The organism is Pseudofrankia coriaricola (assembly GCF_001854805.1).
Taxonomy (GTDB): Bacteria; Actinomycetota; Actinomycetes; order Frankiales; family Frankiaceae; genus Pseudofrankia.
In genome coordinates this window covers 13,497-31,195 of record NZ_MBLO01000072.1, presented here as the reverse complement: position 1 = coordinate 31,195, position 17,699 = coordinate 13,497, and the positions used below count along the sequence as shown (strand labels likewise).

The 17,699-nt window shown below is 73.6% G+C and carries 11 protein-coding genes; 2 read left to right on the top strand and 9 right to left on the bottom strand.

The features are described 5' to 3' along the window. Nucleotides 1–1,564, top strand: a 1,564-nt coding sequence (locus BCD48_RS12990; protein WP_274536520.1) for an SbcC/MukB-like Walker B domain-containing protein, incomplete at its 5' end; no start/stop codon positions are given. A 110-nt stretch (nt 1,565–1,674) separates the two neighbouring features. On the opposite strand, the gene proB is transcribed toward BCD48_RS12990, so the two are convergent. The 4 genes from proB to rplU all read right to left on the bottom strand — a co-directional run bounded on the left by proB (nt 1,675) and on the right by rplU (nt 5,582). Further along, nucleotides 1,675–2,790: a glutamate 5-kinase gene (proB, locus tag BCD48_RS49000; protein ID WP_071048617.1), complete on the bottom strand. Its 1,116-nt coding sequence runs from the start codon at nt 2,788–2,790 to the stop codon at nt 1,675–1,677. A gap of 2 nt (nt 2,791–2,792) precedes the next feature. After that, nucleotides 2,793–4,613, bottom strand: coding sequence for a GTPase ObgE (obgE, locus tag BCD48_RS48995; protein ID WP_116271501.1), 1,821 nt, complete (start codon nt 4,611–4,613; stop codon nt 2,793–2,795). Nucleotides 4,614–4,992: 379 nt separating this feature from the next. Next, on the bottom strand, nt 4,993–5,259 hold the full coding sequence (rpmA, locus tag BCD48_RS12975) for a 50S ribosomal protein L27 (RefSeq protein WP_071048616.1): 267 nt from the start codon (nt 5,257–5,259) through the stop codon (nt 4,993–4,995). A 5-nt stretch (nt 5,260–5,264) separates the two neighbouring features. Continuing rightward, nucleotides 5,265–5,582, bottom strand: coding sequence for a 50S ribosomal protein L21 (gene rplU / locus BCD48_RS12970; RefSeq protein WP_071048615.1), 318 nt, complete (start codon nt 5,580–5,582; stop codon nt 5,265–5,267). 522 nt (nt 5,583–6,104) lie between these two features. Between rplU and BCD48_RS12965 the strand changes: the two genes are divergently transcribed. After that, nucleotides 6,105–6,584: a hypothetical protein gene (locus BCD48_RS12965; protein ID WP_071048614.1), complete on the top strand. Its 480-nt coding sequence runs from the start codon at nt 6,105–6,107 to the stop codon at nt 6,582–6,584. A 36-nt stretch (nt 6,585–6,620) separates the two neighbouring features. On the opposite strand, the gene BCD48_RS12960 is transcribed toward BCD48_RS12965, so the two are convergent. The 5 genes from BCD48_RS12960 to mrdA form a co-directional block, all read right to left on the bottom strand. Beyond that, nucleotides 6,621–10,568: an Rne/Rng family ribonuclease gene (locus BCD48_RS12960; protein ID WP_083418557.1), complete on the bottom strand. Its 3,948-nt coding sequence runs from the start codon at nt 10,566–10,568 to the stop codon at nt 6,621–6,623. 111 nt (nt 10,569–10,679) lie between these two features. Beyond that, nucleotides 10,680–11,465, bottom strand: coding sequence for a TIGR03936 family radical SAM-associated protein (locus BCD48_RS12955; RefSeq protein ID WP_071048613.1), 786 nt, complete (start codon nt 11,463–11,465; stop codon nt 10,680–10,682). Beyond that, nucleotides 11,446–13,479, bottom strand: a complete 2,034-nt coding sequence (locus BCD48_RS12950) for a TIGR03960 family B12-binding radical SAM protein (protein ID WP_071048612.1) — start codon at nt 13,477–13,479, stop codon at nt 11,446–11,448. The genes BCD48_RS12955 and BCD48_RS12950 overlap by 20 nt, the downstream gene beginning before the upstream one ends. 536 nt (nt 13,480–14,015) lie before the next feature. After that, entirely contained in the window at nt 14,016–15,248 is a 1,233-nt protein-coding gene (gene rodA, locus BCD48_RS12945) for a rod shape-determining protein RodA (protein ID WP_071048611.1), read from the bottom strand. A gap of 125 nt (nt 15,249–15,373) precedes the next feature. Next, the gene (gene mrdA, locus BCD48_RS12940) at nt 15,374–17,698 is read right to left on the bottom strand and encodes a penicillin-binding protein 2 (RefSeq protein WP_071048610.1); all 2,325 of its coding nucleotides are present in this window, start codon (nt 17,696–17,698) and stop codon (nt 15,374–15,376) included. Nucleotide 17,699 lies beyond the last annotated feature (1 nt).

Genomic DNA, 17,699 nt, shown 5'->3' with positions numbered 1-17,699 from the left:
CGACCACGCAGCCGGCGGCGGCCCGGCTGACGACGATCCCGCCGGCGACGACCACGCGGCCAGCGGGAGCACGAACACCACGGGCGCCGCCGACGGCCACAAGGCGACGAGCACGGACGACACCGCCGTCGACCCGGTCCGGGAGCTGCTGGGCGAGCTGCGCGGCAGCCTGCTCGACGAGGAGGTGCTGCTCGCCGGCCCCGCCGCTCTCCCCGGCCCCGGCGGCGCCTCCGCCGGGGCCGTCGGGCATGGCGGTGCCAGCGTAGGCAGCGGCGAAGGCGCCGGCCATCCGACGCCCACCGAGCGCGGCGCCGCCGAGCTGGCGGCGGTGGCGCGTGCGTTCGCCGCGTCCGCTGGCGAGGCCGCGGCGGCGGCGGCGGACCTGGCCCCGGCCGAGGCGGAGCTCGCCCGGCTCGCGCGCGCCGAGACCTCGGCGCACGCGGGTCTCGCGGCCCATCGGACCGCTGAGCGCGAGGCTGGGCTGCGCGCCGCCGCGGCGCGGGAACGGGCCGCGAGGGCGCTGATGGCGGTGCCGGACGCGCTGCGCGACCCGGCCCAGCTCGCGGCGCGGGTCGCCGCCGTCGCGGCGTTCGCCGGCAGGTGCGAGACGACACGAGCGGCCGTGCTCGCGGCCGTCCGGGCGGCCGACGAGTCCCGGCGGGCCGAGTCCACAGCGATCGCCGCCGCGACGGAGGCGGGTTTCGCCGACCCGGCGGCGGCCCTGGCCGCCGTCCGCGAGGCGAGCTGGCTGGCCGACGCCCAGGCGCGCATCCAGGCTCACCAGGAGGAACGGGTCAGGATCCAGTCCCGGTTGGACGCCCCGGAGCTGGCCGGGATCGCCGACGACGCGCCGACCGCGGTCGAGGACCACGAGCACGCCGCCGAGGACGCGAGGCGGGCGCACGAGGAGGCGCTGGCCGCCGCGGCGACGGCGGCCGAGCGGACCCGCCGGCTCGATGCCCTCGCTCAGGAATACGTCGCGACGCACGCGGCGCTGGCGCCGCGCAGGGCCACGGCGGACCAGCTACGCGCGCTCGCCGACCTCGCTGCCGGCCGTGGCGGCAACCTGCACGGCATGCCGCTGTCGAGCTATGTACTGGCGGCGCGGCTGGAGGAGGTCGCGCAGGCGGCGAGCCGGCGGCTTTCGGCAATGAGCGGCGGGCGCTACACGCTCGTCCACGACGCCGGCGAGCGCCGCGACCGGCGGCGGCGGGCCGGCCTCGGCCTGCTCGTCGAGGACGCCTGGACCGGCCGCTCCCGCCCGACGGCGACCCTGTCCGGCGGCGAGACGTTCCAGGCCGCCCTCTCGCTGGCGCTGGGGCTTGCCGACGTCGTCAGCGCCGAGTCCGGCGGCCACTCGATCGACGCGCTGTTCATCGACGAGGGTTTCGGCACCCTCGACCCCGACAGCCTCGACGAGGTCATGAACGTCCTCGACGAGCTCCGCTCCGGCGGCCGCCTGGTAGGCGTCGTCAGCCACGTGGCCGACCTCCGCCTCCGCATCCCCACCCAGATCCAGGTCCACAAGGGCCCGAACGGCAGCACCGTCGACACGACCACCTGACCCGGGCGTCGGACACAGCTGGGCACCTACCAGCTACGCTGTCTGTACCCCCCAGGGATCTAGGTAGCTGGGTCCAGGCCCGCTTCGGCGGGCCTTTGTTTTGCCCGCGGTCAACGCGCGCGCAGGAGGAGGACCAAGTCGTCGCGGTGGACGACCTCGCGCTCGTAGCTGGGGCCGAGGTCGGCGGCCAGTTCGGCGGTGCCGCGGCCGAGCATGGTGGGAAGCTCCGCCGCGTCGAAGGCGACGAGGCCACGCGCCACCGGGCGACCTGACGGGTCGACGAGGTCGACCGGGTCGCCGGCGGAGAAGTCGCCGTCGACGGCGGTCAGGCCCGCGGGCAGCAACGACGCCCGGCGGCCGACGACCGCGGCGACCGCGCCCGCGTCCAGGTGCAGCCGGCCCTGAGGAGCGGTCGCGTGCTGCAGCCAGAGCAGGCGGGACGCGCGGCGCGGGCCGGTCGGGTGGAAGACCGTGCCGACCTCCTCGCCGGCCAGCGCCTGGGCAGCGAGCGCCGCCGACGTGACGATCGTGGTCACCCCGCCGGACGCGGCCATCCGGGCCGCGTCGATCTTCGTCGCCATCCCGCCGGTACCGACGCCGGCCGTGCCGGTGCCCTTGACGGTCAGCCCGTCCAGGTCGGCGTCCGACCGAACGTCGCGCACCAGGTTCGCCGGGCCCAGCCGCGGGTTCGCGTCATAGACGCCGTCGACGTCGGACAGCAGCACCAGCAGGTCGGCGGAGACGAGATGGGAGACGATCGCCGCGAGACGGTCGTTGTCGCCGAAGCGGATCTCCTGGGTGGCGACGGCGTCGTTCTCGTTGATGATCGGGACGATGCCGAGCTCCAGCAGCCGGTCGAGCGCCGTGCGGGCGTTGCGGTAATGGGTGCGCCGGATGACGTCGGTCGCGGTGAGCAGCACCTGGCCGACCTGGTGGTCCGAGCGCCGGAACGCCTCCGCGTACTGGTGGACCAGCGCGCTCTGCCCGACGCTCGCCGCGGCCTGCAGGGTGGCGAGGTCGCGCGGCCGGCGCGAGAGCCCCAGCGGGGCGAGCCCGGCAGCGATCGCGCCGGAGCTCACCAGCACCAGCCGTCGCCCCGCGAGTGGGCGCACGGCCGCGACGAGCGCCTCCAGCCGGGCCGCGTCCAGCCCGCCGGAGGCGGTCGTCAGCGACGACGACCCGACCTTGACGACGACCCGTTGCGCGTGCTCAACGAACGAACGCACGCCTACCCCTCGTCCCCCGCCCCGCCGCGCCGGGCGCCGGCCGGCTGGCCGCCGTCCTCGCTCTCGTTCTTGTCGTCGTCCCAGGAGGCGTCCGCGCCGTCGCCGTCGCGGCCGGCCCAGACGACGACGGGTCCGTTCGTCGTATCGGTGCCGTCCGCGTCCTCGTCGTCCAGATCCGCGTCGTCCAGATCCGCGTCGTCCGGGTCCTGGCCGTCGTGCCAGACACCGTCGTCCCAGCCCTCGTCCCGCGCGTCCGTGTGGGTGACCACGCCGTCCTCGTCCACGACGACACCGTCCTGGGCGTCCTCGAAGGCGGTGTCCGCTCCGTCCCGGTCGGCCAGCCGCCGAGCGCGGCGAGTCATCCGCTCGCCGCGGGTCAGCCGGACCGAGGCGCGCATCCGGTCGTCGCTGCCACGCGGGCCGAGCAGGGGCTCGGTCACGCGCCCGCGGCCGGCGGTACCGCCGACGGTCGCGACGCTCGCGGTCTCCTCGTCCGCGCGGGCCGTCGCGTAGTCGGCGAGCGCCCCGCGGCCAGACAGCGTCGGCTCCCAGTCGAACGTGACGTCGCCGATGGTGACCTCGGCTCCCGGCTCGGCGCCGAGCCGGGCGAGCTCGGCCTCGACACCGAGCCGGGCCAGCCGGTCGGCGAGGAAACCGATCGCCTCGTCGTTGGTGAAGTCGGTCTGGCGGATCCAGCGCAGGGGCTTCGCGCCGGTGACGACGAATCCGTCGCCGACGGCGCGTACCGAGAAGTCGGGCTCGTCGACCGCGCGCGGGCGCAGCACGATCCGCGTCGCCGATGCCACCGGCGACGAGCGCCGGTGCTCGGCGATCATCCCGGCGAGGTACAGCGTCAGCTGCCGCACGCCCTCCCGGGTCGCGGTACTGATCGAGAACACCTCGAGCCCACGCGCGCGCAGGTCGGGTGTGACCAGCTCGGCTAGATCCCGGGCGTCCGGAACGTCGATCTTGTTGAGGACCACGATGCGGGGCCGGTCCGCGAGATCCGCCGAGTAGGCCGCCAGCTCGCTCTCGATCACGTCCAGGTCCGACAGCGGGTCTCGGTCGGACTCCAGCGTCGCGCAGTCCAGGACATGCACGATCACCGAGCAGCGCTCGATGTGACGGAGGAACTCCAGCCCCAGGCCGCGGCCCTGGCTCGCGCCGGGGATCAGGCCGGGAACGTCGGCGACGGTGTAGGGCGGCAGGTCGCCCGCCTGCGCGACGCCGAGGTTCGGCACCAGCGTCGTGAACGGGTAGTCGGCAATCTTCGGCTTGGCCGCGCTCAGCACCGAGACCAGCGACGACTTGCCGGCACTCGGGTAACCGACGAGCGCGGCGTCCGCGACCGACTTCAGTTCCAGGACGGCGTCGAGGTTCTCCCCCGGCTCGCCCAGTTCCGCGAACCCCGGCGCCTTGCGCCGGGCGGACGCGAGCGCCGCGTTGCCCCGCCCGCCGCGCCCGCCGCCGGCGAGCACATACGTGCTGCCGGCGCCGACCAGGTCGACGATCTCCTCGCCGTCCGGGGTGAGCACGACGGTGCCGTCGGGGACCGGGAGAACGAGGTCCTCGCCGTCGGCGCCGCTCTTGTTGGAGCCCTGCCCCGGCCGGCCGCTGGTGGCACGGCGGTGGGGGTGGAAGTGAAAGTCGAGCAGCGTGGTAACGCTGGGGTCGACGATCAGCCTGATGTCGCCGCCTCGGCCGCCGTTGCCCCCGTCGGGCCCGCCGAGCGGCTTGTACTTCTCCCGGTGGATCGACGCGCAGCCATGCCCGCCGTCCCCGGCGGCGGCGTGCAGAACCACCCGGTCGACGAATGTGGGCACAGACCTGGCCTCTCGATTACTGGGCTCTGCCCTTAGTGATCCTGGGGACAACGGCCGCCGGGTGTGCGAAGGAAGATCATTTTCGCACACCCTTTGGCCCTCTAGGGGTTGTCATGCCAGTGCAGAGTTCGTATGGACCGCGAACATGACGAAGACCGCACCCGGGCTCCTGACACCAGCCCGGCGCGGCTTCGGTATTGGCCTGCATCTGTCGCCCCAAGAAGGTCGAGCGAAGCCCGACACCGGGGGTCCGGGCGCAGGGGCCCCAGCTGGCCGCGCCAGCGGACAGCTGGGGGAACGGCCCCCCGGAGCAGGCATCTCTGACGAGGTCACCCGGGAAGCCGAGCGAAGCTCGGCGAACAGGGTGAGCCCGACCGCGTCAGGCGGCGGCAGTCTCCAGGGCGAGCACGTTTATGACGCGGCGACCGCGGCGGGTGCCGAACTGGACGTGCCCCTCGGCGAGCGCGAACAGGGTGTCGTCCTTGCCCCGGCCGACGAGATCGCCCGGGTGGAAGTGGGTGCCGCGCTGGCGGACGAGGATCTCGCCGGCCTTCACATACTGGCCACCGAATCGCTTCACGCCCAGCCGCTGGGCGTTGGAGTCACGACCGTTGCGCGAGGAGCTCGCGCCCTTCTTGTGCGCCATCTCGCTCAGGCCTCTTTGGTCTCGATGCCGGTGACCTTCAGCCGGGTCAGCTTCTGGCGGTGACCCTGCCGCTTGTGGTAGCCGGTCTTGTTCTTGAACTTGTGGATCCGGATCTTCGGACCCTTGACGACGCCGACGACCTCGGCGGTCACCTCGACGGACGCGAGCGCATCCTTGTCGGTGGTGACCGACTCGCCATCGATAAGCAGCAGTGCCGGAAGGTTCACGGCCACGCCCGGCTTACCGGGGAGAAGCTCGACGTCAACCACATCGCCGACGGCGACCCTGTGCTGCTTGCCGCCGCTGGCAACGACCGCGTACACCAGTTCTCCCTGCTCCTGTGGCCCACGCGCACCTCGAAAGCCGCCGCGCGAGCTCATCTCCTCAAGGTGCCCCGCGCCCGTACGCCCCCGGCAACAGCGACCACGCGACCGCCTCGGATCTCCCATGTGGAGTCGCCCGTGTGGCCCGCGCGGCGCTGACTGGCCTACGCCCGTCCGGAGTGGGCACCAAACCTACCCCGTGTCGCTCCACCCTACAGGCCCGATGGCGAAAGGTGCTGACCGGCACCGGCTCGTTTACGCCCGGTGGCCGCGCCCGTCTCCGCCCAGGGCGACGGCTGGCCGACTCGCGGCCACCAGGACCTGCCGGTCAGGGCCAGCATGACTACTTTCCGTTGATAGCCAGCCCGGATGGGTGCACCCGTCGGCACAGGCGGGTGACTCCTTACCTAGGGCGGGATCACCTGAGGGTGATCCGGACGTGTCATGGTCACCGCCCCGGCCGCCGGGGAACGATGGACCTGGCGACGGAGATATCCGGCGGGGGCGGGAGGGCGGCCGGGGATGACCGAGATGGAGTGGGAAACGGCAACCTGGGTGGCGGGCGCGGTCGCGCTGGTCGCCCTCATGGCGGTTCCGGTGGCCTGCTGGGCGACGCTGCACGGGCGGGCGCTGACGGCGCGCCTGGCGGCGGCGAGCGCGGCCGCCCGGCGCACCGAGGCGGCCGCGCGCCTCGGTGACCAGGACGACCTGGTGCAGACGCTCGTCGTCGCGACCTACGCGCTGCAGCTCGGCAACCATGACCTGGCCAGGGACGCCGTGGACGGCGCGCTGCGCCGCTCACGGGTAGCCCTGGACCAGCTACTCGCCGAAGCCGGCCGTTCCGCGCTGGCCGGCCACGACCACGACAGGACGGCTGCGAACGGGGCGCCCACCGGCGTTCACGACCCGCGGGACCCCGGGCCCGCCGGCCACGACGAGCCGCCCACCCGCCGACGGCCGGACGCGCCGGCCACCACCGACAACCACCGCCACGCGGCCTAGCCAAACCCGGCCTGTGGCTGGCGCGAAGCGCCGGCCTCAGTCGGCCGAGACGGTCGCCTCGACGGACTCCGCCGGCTTCGCCACCGGGCGGGATGCCCGCCGCGGCCGGCGGCCACGGCCGGCGCCCGCCGAGCCCGCTTCGCCGATGATGCTGTCGGGGTCGGCCGAGTTGGCGAACACCGTCGGGCCCCCCGACGCGGCGTGCTCCGGCTCCCCGATGGCGGCGCCCGTGGGAGCGCCACCGTTCTGAGCGCCACCGTTCTGGTGGCCCTGGGCATACGCCGGGCCGTTCGTCGGCCAGCCCACGCCGCCTGGTTCGCCGGCGGGCGTCTGGAGGGCGTGGTCCTCGCCGGTCCCGGTCGGGATCGTGTCCGGCCAGCCGGTGCCGGCCGCGGCCCCGTTCGCCGGCGCCGCCGCCGGCTCTGTCCCGGCCGGCTCCGCCTCCGCTGCCTGGGTGGCCGCCGGCTCCGGCGCCACCACGTCCGCGGCGATGATCTGGGTCGTGGCCCGGCGGGCCCGCCGGGAGCGGCGGCCGCTCTCGCGCGCGGCGCCGGCCTCGGTGCCTCCCGCAGTCTCGGGCGCGCCGGCGCCCGGCCCGGTGGCGCCGGTGTGGCCGTCAGCCAGACCCGTGGCCTCCAGGGTTCCTCCCATCGAGGAGGCATGCTCGGGGACCGCCCGGTCGCCCTCGCCCTCGCTCAGCTGTTCGGAGCCCGCGAGCGGCACCGCCGCGACGGAGCCGCGGCGCCCGGCACGACGGGCCGGGGGCGCCGGCACCGGCAAGGACGCCGCCGGCGCATGGTAACCGTCGAGATGGATGAGCACGCCACGCCCGTTGCAGTGCGCGCAGGACTCGCTGTAAGCCTCCAGGAGGCCCTGGCCGACCCGCTTGCGAGTCATCTGGACCAGGCCGAGGCTGGTCACCTCGGCGACCTGGTGGCGGGTGCGGTCCCGGCCGAGGCACTCGGTGAGCCGGCGCAGCACCAGCTCGCGGTTGCTCTCCAGGACCATGTCGATGAAGTCGATGACGATGATCCCGCCGATGTCACGCAGCCGCAGCTGGCGGACGATCTCCTCGGCGGCCTCGAGGTTGTTCTTGGTGACGGTCTCCTCGAGGTTGCCGCCCTTGCCGGTGAACTTGCCGGTGTTGACGTCGACGACCGTCATGGCCTCGGTCCGGTCGATCACCAGCGAGCCGCCGGAGGGCAGCCACACCTTGCGGTCCAGCGCCTTGGCCAGCTGCTCGTCGACGCGGTACTCGGTGAACAGATCGGTCGTCCCGACGTGCCTGCGGACCCGGGTACGCAGGTCCGGCGCGACCATGTCGACGTAGCTCTCGATGGTCTCGGCCTCGCCCGAGCCCTGTACGAGCAGCTCGGTGAAGTCCTCGTTGAAGATGTCGCGGATCACCCGGACGACCAGGTCCGGCTCGCCGTAGAGCAGCGCCGGGGCGCTGGCCTTCTGCGCCTTGCGGGCGATGTCCTCCCACTGGGCCGCGAGGCGCTCGACGTCACGCTCGAGCTCCTGCTCGCTCGCGCCCTCGGCGGCCGTCCGCACAATCACGCCGCCATCCTCGGGGGTGATCTTCTTGAGGATGCTCTTGAGCCGGGAGCGCTCGGTGTCCGGCAGCTTGCGGCTGATCCCGGCGCTCTGCCCGTCCGGCACGTACACGAGGTAGCGGCCGGGCAGGCTGACCTGGCTGGTCAGCCGGGCGCCCTTGTGCCCGATCGGGTCCTTGGAGACCTGGACGAGCACAGACTGGCCCGGCTTGAGCACCTGCTCGATCTTGCGCGGCCTGCCCTCCAGCCCGGAAGCGTCGTAGTTGACCTCGCCGGCGTAGAGGACGGCGTTGCGGCCCTTGCCGATGTCGACGAAGGCCGCCTCCATGCTGGCCAGCACGTTCTGTACCCGGCCGAGGTAGACGTTGCCGGCGTATGAGGAGGAGCTGGCCCTGGTGACGAAGTGCTCCACGAGGACACCGTCCTCGAGCACGGCGATCTGGGTGCGGTCGCCGGCGTGGCGCACCAGCATCCGGCGCTCGACCGACTCACGGCGGGCGAGGAACTCCGCCTCGGTGACGATCGGCGGCCGGCGCCGCCCGACGTCCCGGCCCTCCCGGCGGCGCTGCCGCTTGGCCTCGAGCCTGGTCGACCCGCTGACCCCGCGGACGAGGTCGTCGTCGCGGCGCGTCTCGCGGACGTGGACGACCGTGTTCGGCGGGTCATCCGGGGAGGATGCCTCGTCTCCCGACGTCGTGGCCCGGCGACGGCGACGGCGACGGCGGCGCGAGCCGGTCCGATCGTCCTCCTCGTCCTCCTCGTCGGCGTCGGTGGCGAGCTGCTCGTCGGCCTCGTCAGGCTCGTCGTCCTCGGCCTCGTCCTCGTCCGCGGCCGACTGCTCCGCACCGGCCTCGCCGGCCTCGCCGGCCTCGAAACCGTCCTCCTCGCCGCGCGTCCGGCCCCGGCCACGGCGGCCGCGACGGCGACGGCGGGTGCCGGCCACGTCGGCGTCCTCCAGGCCCGACTCGATGTCGGCGGCCTCGGGCTCCTGGGCCTGCGCGGTCTCGACCACGGGGAGCTCTTCGCTGGCCTCCGGGGACTCCCCGGTCTCCTTCACGGCCGCGGCCGGCGCAGCCCGGTCGGGGCGCTCCTCCGCGTCGCGGGGGTGGTCCCGATCCCAGTCACGATCGCGATCGCGGCCCCGGGGGGCCGTCGGCTCGCGCGCGGCCAGGTCGGGGGCCTGGAAGGTCACCGCCGTCACTGGCCGGCGAGCCACACGAGGTGTGGACACCTGGGTGTCGAAACCGGCCGAGAAGGTGGACCCGACGCTCCACTTCGGGGCGGATGACTGGGAGGCGTCGCCCGCGTCTGTGGACGCCTCGACGGCCAGCGTCCCGACGGGGGGCGCCTCCGCGGTGCTTGCCTCCGCGGTGCTTGCCTCAGCCGTGCTTGCCTCAGCCGTGGGCGCCTCGGCCTCAGTCGGCGGCTCGGCCTGAGCAGCCTCGCCCGCCACGGTCTCCTCGACGGCACGGGCGCGCCGGCTGGCGGCGCGGCGCCGCGTCCTGGGAGGCGCCGTGGGCGTCTCGGTCTCGGCAGGCGTCTCGGTCTCGGCGGCCGTCTCGGCCGCTGGCTCGGAAATCTTCACCGTCTCGACGGACTGGTCCACAGCCGCGGGCGGCTCGTCCACCGCGGGCGACGTGGCCTCAGAGGGCGTCACCGCGGACGGCTCGGACGGCGCCGACGTGGCCCGGCGGGCGGAACGGGCCCGCCGCCGGACTGGCGCCTCGAGGGCCGCCTCCGTCTCGGCGGGCGCGGCCTCGCCGAGCGGCTCGCCCCCGGCCGGCGCACCGGCCTCGGCCGCCGGCGACTCGGCGGCAACGGGAGCGGAGGCCGTCGACTCGGGCGACGCGAGAGGCGCGAGGGGTGTGAGTACGGCCCGGACCGCCCGGCGCGCGCGCGGCCGGCGGCGCGTCTCGGCGGGAGCCGTCTCCGCGGTCGGGTCGATGTCAACGGGCGCGCCGTCCGCCGGCACGGCGGCGGTAGGCGCGGCGGCGGCCGAGGCGGGAACGGCCTCGGCCGTGACCACCTCGGTCATGGCCTGGGCGGGCTCGCTTACCGGCACCGGCACCGGCGGCTCGGCCTCGTCGGCCGGGGCTGGCACGTCCGTCCCGGCTGGCGGGTCGAGCTCGTCCTCCCCAGCTGGTTCCGCCTCCACCGGGTCCGTGCCGGTGGCGTCCAGAATGACCGGAGTGTCGACCTGGTTCAGAACGATCGGAGTGTCGGCCGCGTTCAGGTCGATCGGAGCCCCGTCGACGGCGGGTGGCGCCAGGTCGTCGGGAGGCTGCTCGAAGGGCAGCGCGGCGGATGATTCGCTGGGAGGACCGGCGGGCCGGCCGGCCGAGCGGCGGCGTCGAGGCGCGGCGGCGGATTCTTCCGCCGTCGGTGCCGTCTGGTTGTCGTCGCTGGGAATCTGAGTGTCGTCGGGCACGGGATATAAAGCCTCCGGGCTCCCGGGCGCGCTGCCACAGGCAGTCGCGGCCGCGCAGAAGCCGCTGTCTAGTCCGGCGGACGAACCGCCGTAATCCTGCGACGCCCTGCATCAAGCTGTGAGTCGACCTGCCAGCCGGTCCGTCTCGCTTCGGTTCGGCGCCCCGGAGGGGGCGGCCAATGGGTCCGCCAGCGTCCCGTCCACCCGGATCAGTCCCTGCTCGAGCCTGGTTGGCTCCGGCGGGACCGGAAACGTCAGCGGCGGGACGGCAACCACGCCAAGGGCGGTCAGCACGTCGTCTGGTCGCACAGCGGGCGTCGTATGCCGCACGACCACATCCAGTATCGCACAGTCGTGAGCCGACGCACGGCAAACGCCGCAGATCACCGCTCGCCGCACGTCGACGAGGGCGCGGCCGGACTTGGTCCTGCGCTCGACCTCGAGACTTTCCCGAGCCAGCAGCGCGTCCAGCGCGCGGGAGACGTCCTCGGCCGGCACACCCGGCACGCGCACGCTCCAGCGGGACGCCTCGATCCGTCCGGCCAGCGGCCCGCCCTCCGCCGGCACGCAGGCGAGCAGGTCGAACCCGGGCGGCAGCGCCGCGTCCAACGCCACCCGCAACGCCTCCGGGTCGACGTCCTCGGCGAGCGCGAGCTCGACGTACTCGGCCTCGCTGGCCGCCCCGGTGGGCACCCCACCGACCCAGGAGACCTTCGGGTGCGGGCTGAACCCGGCTGAGAAGGCGATCGGCACCCGCGCGCGGCGCAGCCCGCGCTCGAAGGACCGCGCAAGGTCGAGCTGGGAGAGGAAGCGCAGCCGGCCGCGCTTCGCGAACCGCAACCGCACCCGCGCGACCGGCGGTGGCGGCGGCGGGCCGTCAGGGCGCCGCGGCGGCACGCGCCTTCTCCTGCCCCGTCGCCGCCGTCGCTGTCGCGGCCGTCGCGGAAGCCGACGTCGTCGCGCCCGTCGCTGCCCGCGCGGGCAGCGACGGCACCGGGGTCAGCGGCAGCAGGGTGCGGCGCGTCGGGCCGATCTCGATCTGCGAGCCCATCGTCGGGCAGACACCGCAGTCGTAGCAGGGCGTCCACCGGCAGTCGTCGAGCTCGGACGCGCGCAGCGCGTCCTGCCAGTCCGACCACAGCCAGTCGCGGTCGAGGCCCGCGTCGAGGTGGTCCCAGGGCAGCACCTCGCGTTCGGGGCGCTCCCGGGTGGTGAACCAGTCCAGCGAGACGCCCAGCGGCTCGAGCTCGGCGGCCGCCGCGCGCTCCCAGCGCTCGAAGGAGAAGTGCTCGCTCCAGCCGTCGAAGCGCCCGCCCTCGCGCCACACCCGTTCGATCACCCGGCCCACGCGGCGGTCGCCGCGGGCGAGCAGGCCCTCGATGATCCCCGGCCGGCCGTCGTGGTAGCGGAACCCGACGGCGCGGGCGATCTCCCGGTCGGCGCGGACGGTGTCGCGCAGCAGCTTGAGCCGGTGGTCGGTGACCTCCCAGGAGGCCTGGCCGGCCCACTGGAACGGGGTGTGCGACTTGGGCACGAACCCGCCGATGGAGACCGTGCAGCGGATGTCGCGATGCCCGCTGGCCTTGCGGCCGGCCCTGATCACCTCGCGGGCGAGCTTGGCGATGCCGAGCACATCCTCGTCGGTCTCGGTCGGCAGACCGCACATGAAGTAGAGCTTCACCTGTCGCCAGCCCTGCGCGTACGCGGTGCTGACGGTGCGGATCAGATCCTCCTCGCTGACCATCTTGTTGATGACCTTGCGAAGACGCTCCGAACCGCCCTCGGGGGCGAAGGTGAGCCCACTACGCCGGCCGTTGCGGGAGAACTCGTTGGCCAGCGTCACGTTGAACGCGTCGACCCGGGTGGACGGCAGCGACAGTGAGGTGTTGGTGCCCTCGTAGCGGTCGGCGAGCTGGGTCGCGATCTCGCCGATCTCACTGTGGTCGGCGCTCGACAGTGACAGCAGCCCGACCTCGGAGAAGCCGGAGGCCGACAGGCCCGCGTCGACCATCGCGCCGATCGTGTCGATCGAACGCTCCCGGACCGGCCTGGTGATCATCCCGGCCTGGCAGAACCGACAGCCGCGGGTGCAGCCGCGGAAGATCTCCACGCTCATCCGCTCGTGCACGGTCTCCGCGAGCGGCACCAGCGGTGTCTTCGGGTACGGCCACGAGTCCAGGTCGGACAGCGTGTGCTTCACCGGGCGAGCCGGGACATCATCCCGGTTGGCGGTGACAGCGACGATCGCGCCGTCCTCGCCGTAGGTGACGTCGAAGAACGCGGGCACGTAGACGAGGCGCCGGCGGGCGAGCCGGGCGAGCAGCTCCGCGCGGCCGCCCGGCGAGCCCGCCGCCCTGAACGCGCGGATCACGTCGGTGATGTCGAGGACGGCCTGCTCGCCGTCACCGAGGACGGCGGCGTCGATGAAGTCGGTGACGGGCTCCGGGTTGAACGCGGCGTGGCCGCCGGCGATCACCAGCGGGTGCTCGTCGGCGCGGTCGGCGGCGCGCAACGGGATGCCGGCGAGGTCGAGCGCGGTGAGCAGGTTGGTGTAGCCGAGCTCGGTGGCGAAGCTGACGCCGAGGACGTCGAAGTCACCGACCGGGCGGTGGGCGTCGACGGTGAACTGGGGCACACCGTGCTCGCGCAGCAGCGCCTCCAGATCCGGCAGCACCGCGTAGGCGCGCTCGGCGAGCACGTCCGGCTGCTCGTTGAGGACCTCGTAGAGGATCTGCAGCCCCTGGTTGGGCAGGCCGACCTCGTAGGCGTCCGGGTACATCAGGCACCAGCGGACGGCGGCGGACTCCCAGGGCTTGACGGTGGAGTTTCCCTCGCCGCCGACGTACTGCACAGGTTTGCGAACCCTGGGCAGCAGTGGCTCCAGACGCGGGAACACCGACTGACCAGACATGCGAGCAAGCCTACCCAAGCCCTCACGCAAGATTTCTGGACGGCGCGCTCCGGCCCAAGAGCTGGATCGGGGGCACGACAGGGGCTGGACTGGGGTTGGGCGGGAAGGTTGATGCCGGTTCGCTCCGTCCGGGCACGGCGCTCCGGCCCCTTACTCGCTTCGCTCCCAAGGGACCTCCGCGCCGTGTCCTCCTCCGCTCACGGGCGCTCCGGCGACCTCGCTGCGGCCCCCCTACGTTCGCTTCGCTCGTAGGTGGGCCTCCGCGAGGTGCGCCTCCGCGCCCAGCTCGGTCGCGTACCGCTGTACGTCACCAGTCCGAGGCTGGGTGGGGTCGGCGGCGTTCAAGCGGCACGCAACCGTGCTGGCGCGGAGGCGCGCCTCCGCGGAGGCCCAGCCACGGAGCGAAGCGAACGTGGTTGGGCCGCAGCGGAGGTCGCCGGAGCGCCCGTGAGCGCAGGAGGACGGCGCGCGGAGGTCCCTTGGGAGCGAAGCGAGTAAGGGGCCGGAGCGCGCCGTCCGGACGGAGCGAACCAATGTCACAGCGCGTACGGGTCTGTGCGCGACCTGAGCCGCACGTTCTGCAGCAGGCCCACGGCCAGCATGTTCGCGAACATCGCCGAGCCGCCGTAGGAGACGAACGGCAGCGGAAGGCCCGTAACCGGCATGATGCCCAACGTCATCCCGACGTTGACGAACGCCTGGAACGCGAACCAGCACACCACCCCGGTGCCGACCAGCGCGCCGAAGGAGTCGTCGGAGTCCTTGGCGATGGACAGCGCCCGCCACAGCACCACCCCGAGCGCGGCCAGCACCCCGCCGGCACCGACGAAGCCGAGTTCCTCGCCGGCGACGGTGAACACGAAGTCGGTCTGCTGCTCGGGCACGAACTGCCCCTGGGTCTGCTGGCCGTGCAGCAGGCCGCGGCCGAAGATCCCGCCGTTGGCGATCGCCGTCTTGGCCTGGTCGACGTTGTACCCGGTGGTCGAGTTGCTGGCCGCGTCGGCCGAGACGAACGAGGTGAGCCGTGCCTCCTGGTAGGGCTTGAGCAGGTGGAACTGCAGGATCGCCGCACCGAACAGGACGCCGCCGAGCAGCAGCCCGAGCACCCAGCGCCGTGGCGCGCCGCTGACGGCCAGCATGCCGAGGATGACGAAGACCAGCACCATCACGGTGCCGAAGTCCGGCTGCAGCATGATCAGGCCGATCGGCACCAGCGTGAGCGTGAGGACGACGATCACGTCGACGTCACCGGGGCGCGTCGAGCGCACTCCTTCGCGGCTGTCGCGTTTCTCGCCGAGGATCATCGCCACGCCGACGATCAGCGCGACCTTGGCGAACTCCGACGGCTGCAGCTGGAAGCCGGCGGGCAGCACGATCCACGAGTGCGCGCCGTTGATCGTGCTGCCGACGAGGAGCACAGCGACCAGCCCTACCAACGAGCCCAGGTAGACGAACGGGGCATAGGCACGCAGCAGCCGGTAGTCGAGCAGCATCGCCCCCGTGGCGAGCACGAGGCCGATCGCCAGGTTCAGCAGGTGGCGCTTGAGGAAGTCGTTCGGGTCGGCGCCGGCGTCCGCGAGCCGCTGACGGGTCGCGGACCAGACGAGCAGCGCGCCGAGCACGGACAACGCCAGCACGGCGCCCATCAGCACCCAGTCGAGCCGGCGGAGCGGCGAGTGCCGTCCGGAGGCCCGGTCGCGCAGCTGCCCGATCCTGCCGCGCAGCGCGACCGGCGACGACCGCAGCGCGGTCGATCCGAGCTCGTCCACGGTTCCTCCTCCCGGATCCGGGTCCGTGCCGCACCCGCGCCCGCGCCTGCGCCTGCGCCCACCGGGCCTGGAACTGGGGCCGGGGCGCGTGCGCGTTCTTCCCCCCGTCGGATGACGTCCGCCGGTTACCCGGCGGAGCCGGCTGGTGGCGCGCGGGGCCCGGCGGACGGGCTAGTGGGCCCCACGGCCGCGTCAGTGGCCGCCGCGGGGGACGTGGTGAGGGCCGCCGGAGCCACGGCGCGCGCGCCGCCGGCGGCCGGCGGGGAGGCGCCGTCGGGCGGTGGGGTCGCCGCGGCCGGGCCCGGGGTCACCGCCGCCCCGCCCGTCGCGTCCGCCGGGGCCGGCGCGAGCGAGGCGTCGCGGCCGACCGCGGGCAGCGCCGACGGCGGCAGGCCGCCGGGCAGCTCCGCCGGGCGGCCGACGCCGAAGATCGCCTGGTAGATCGCCTTCGCCACCGGCGCGGCGTAGGTGGCGCCGGTGCCGGAGTCCGGAATGGAGACGACGATGGCGTAGCGCGGGTCGTTCACCGGCGCGAACGAGGCGAACCAGGACGTGTCCTCGTGGCCCTCGACCTCGGCGGTGCCCGTCTTGCCGCCGACCGGGATGACGTTGTTGGGCCAGTCGGCGAAGACGCCGGTCGCCGTGCCGCCGCCCTCGGTGGTCACGCCGTGCAGTGAGTCGCGAATATAGGCCAGCACCTCCGGCGGGACCGGCAGCTTGTTCCTCACAACCGGCTCGAACCGCTTGACGACCTTGCCGTCCGGGGAGACGACGGCCTTGGCGAGCTGGGGCTCGTAGAGCGTCCCGCCGTTGGCGATCGCCGCGTAGGCAGCCGCCAGCTGCAGCGGGCTGATCGACAGGTACTGGCCCTGGCCGATGGCGAACTGCGCGGCCGCGCCGGCGTTGTACAGGTAGCCGTCGACGCAGGCCTCGGCGGCGTACTGCTGGTAGCGCTTGGCCGTCGCCGGGTCCCTGACGTCCGGGTAGCCGTTCTTCGCCCGCTCGCAGTAGGAGCCCTTCAGCTCCTCCCAGTTGGCTTTCGCCGCGTCCCGGTCGACGATGCTGCCGGAGGTCTCGCCCGGCAGGTCGATGCCGGTGCGCGCGCCGAAGCCCATCGCCTCGGCCATCTTCACGAAGTTCTCGGCCGGCGCCGGATAGGGGCCCTTGCCGTTGCGCAGCCCGCCGTCGCGCAGCCACTCGTCGTAGGCGAACTTGTCGAAGATCACATCGCAGGAGATCACCAGCGCCCGGTGCAGGGTGATCGGGCCGGCGGACGACCCCTCGAAGTTGTGGAAGGTCTGGCCACCGATCTGCAGCGTCGGCGCGCAGTCGAAGTTCTGGTTCGGCTTCGCGCCGAGCTTGGCCATCGCGACCGAGGTCGACACCGGTTTGAAGGTCGACCCGACGGCGCCGGAGCCCTGGTAGGCCCGCGAGAGCAGCGGGATTCCGTTGGCCGGATCGGACAGGGCCGCGTAGTCCTGCTGGGAGACCCCGCCGACGAACACCGACGGGTCGTACGAGGGCAGGCTGGCCAGGGCCACGACGCCGCCGGTCTTGACGTCCAGCACCACCGCCGAGGCCGTGCGGGCCCGCGCCCCGCCGGGCAGCTTGTCCAGGGTCGAGCGCAGCGCCTCCTCCGCGGTGGCCTGCACGCCGCGGTCCAGGTTGAGCACGAGGTGGTCGCCGGGGACGGGCGCGGAGTTCGACGCGGTGCCCGAGACCCTGCCGAACCGGTCCACCTCCAGCCCCTCGACGCCGTCGACGCCGCGAAGCTCGGAGTCGTAGACGGACTCCAGCCCCGACACGCCGACCAGGCTGTTGAGGTGGTAGGCGCCGGGCGTCGCCTCGGGGTCCTTGCCCTGTTTCTTCAGGTCGGCGGCCTGCCGGTCGAGCTGGTCCTGGCTGACCGGCGCCAGGTAGCCGAGCTCATGGGAGCCAAGCGAGCCGAACGGGTACTCGCGGACCGCCTGCAGGTCGGCGGTGACGCCGGGGAACCGCTCGGGGTGCTCGATGATCGCGAGCGCCTGGGCGGGGCTCACGTCCTTGGCGATCGGCACCGGCTGGTAGGGCGAGCCGTTCCAGCACGGCTGGGGGATCTTCGGCCCGCAGAAGCGGATCTTCTTCTCGATGTCGTCGACGGACATGCCGATCACCGACGACAGCGACGCGAAGACCGCCTTGCCGGCGTCGCGCTGCCGGTCGGTCGTCGAGCGGTTCACCGAGATGACCAGCGAGCTGCGGTTGCGCACGAGCTGCTCGCCCTGGTCGTCGAGGATCATGCCGCGCGGCGCGGAGCTGACGACCTCCCGGACCCGGTTGGTCTCGGCGACCTTGCGATAGCGGTCGCCGTCGAGGATCTGCAGCACCCACAGCCGCGCGCCGAGCGTCACCAGCAGCGAGACCGCGAGCACCCGCAGCACGACGATGCGGACGCGCATCCCGTCGTTCACG

What these genes read in the sequence shown, in the direction of transcription:
- rpmA (WP_071048616.1), bottom strand. Translation starts at nt 5,259, where the DNA reads ATGGCGCACAAGAAGGGCGCGAGCTCCTCGCGCAACGGTCGTGACTCC.
- BCD48_RS12965 (WP_071048614.1), top strand. Translation starts at nt 6,105, where the DNA reads ATGACCGAGATGGAGTGGGAAACGGCAACCTGGGTGGCGGGCGCGGTC.
- BCD48_RS12950 (WP_071048612.1), bottom strand. Translation starts at nt 13,479, where the DNA reads ATGTCTGGTCAGTCGGTGTTCCCGCGTCTGGAGCCACTGCTGCCCAGG.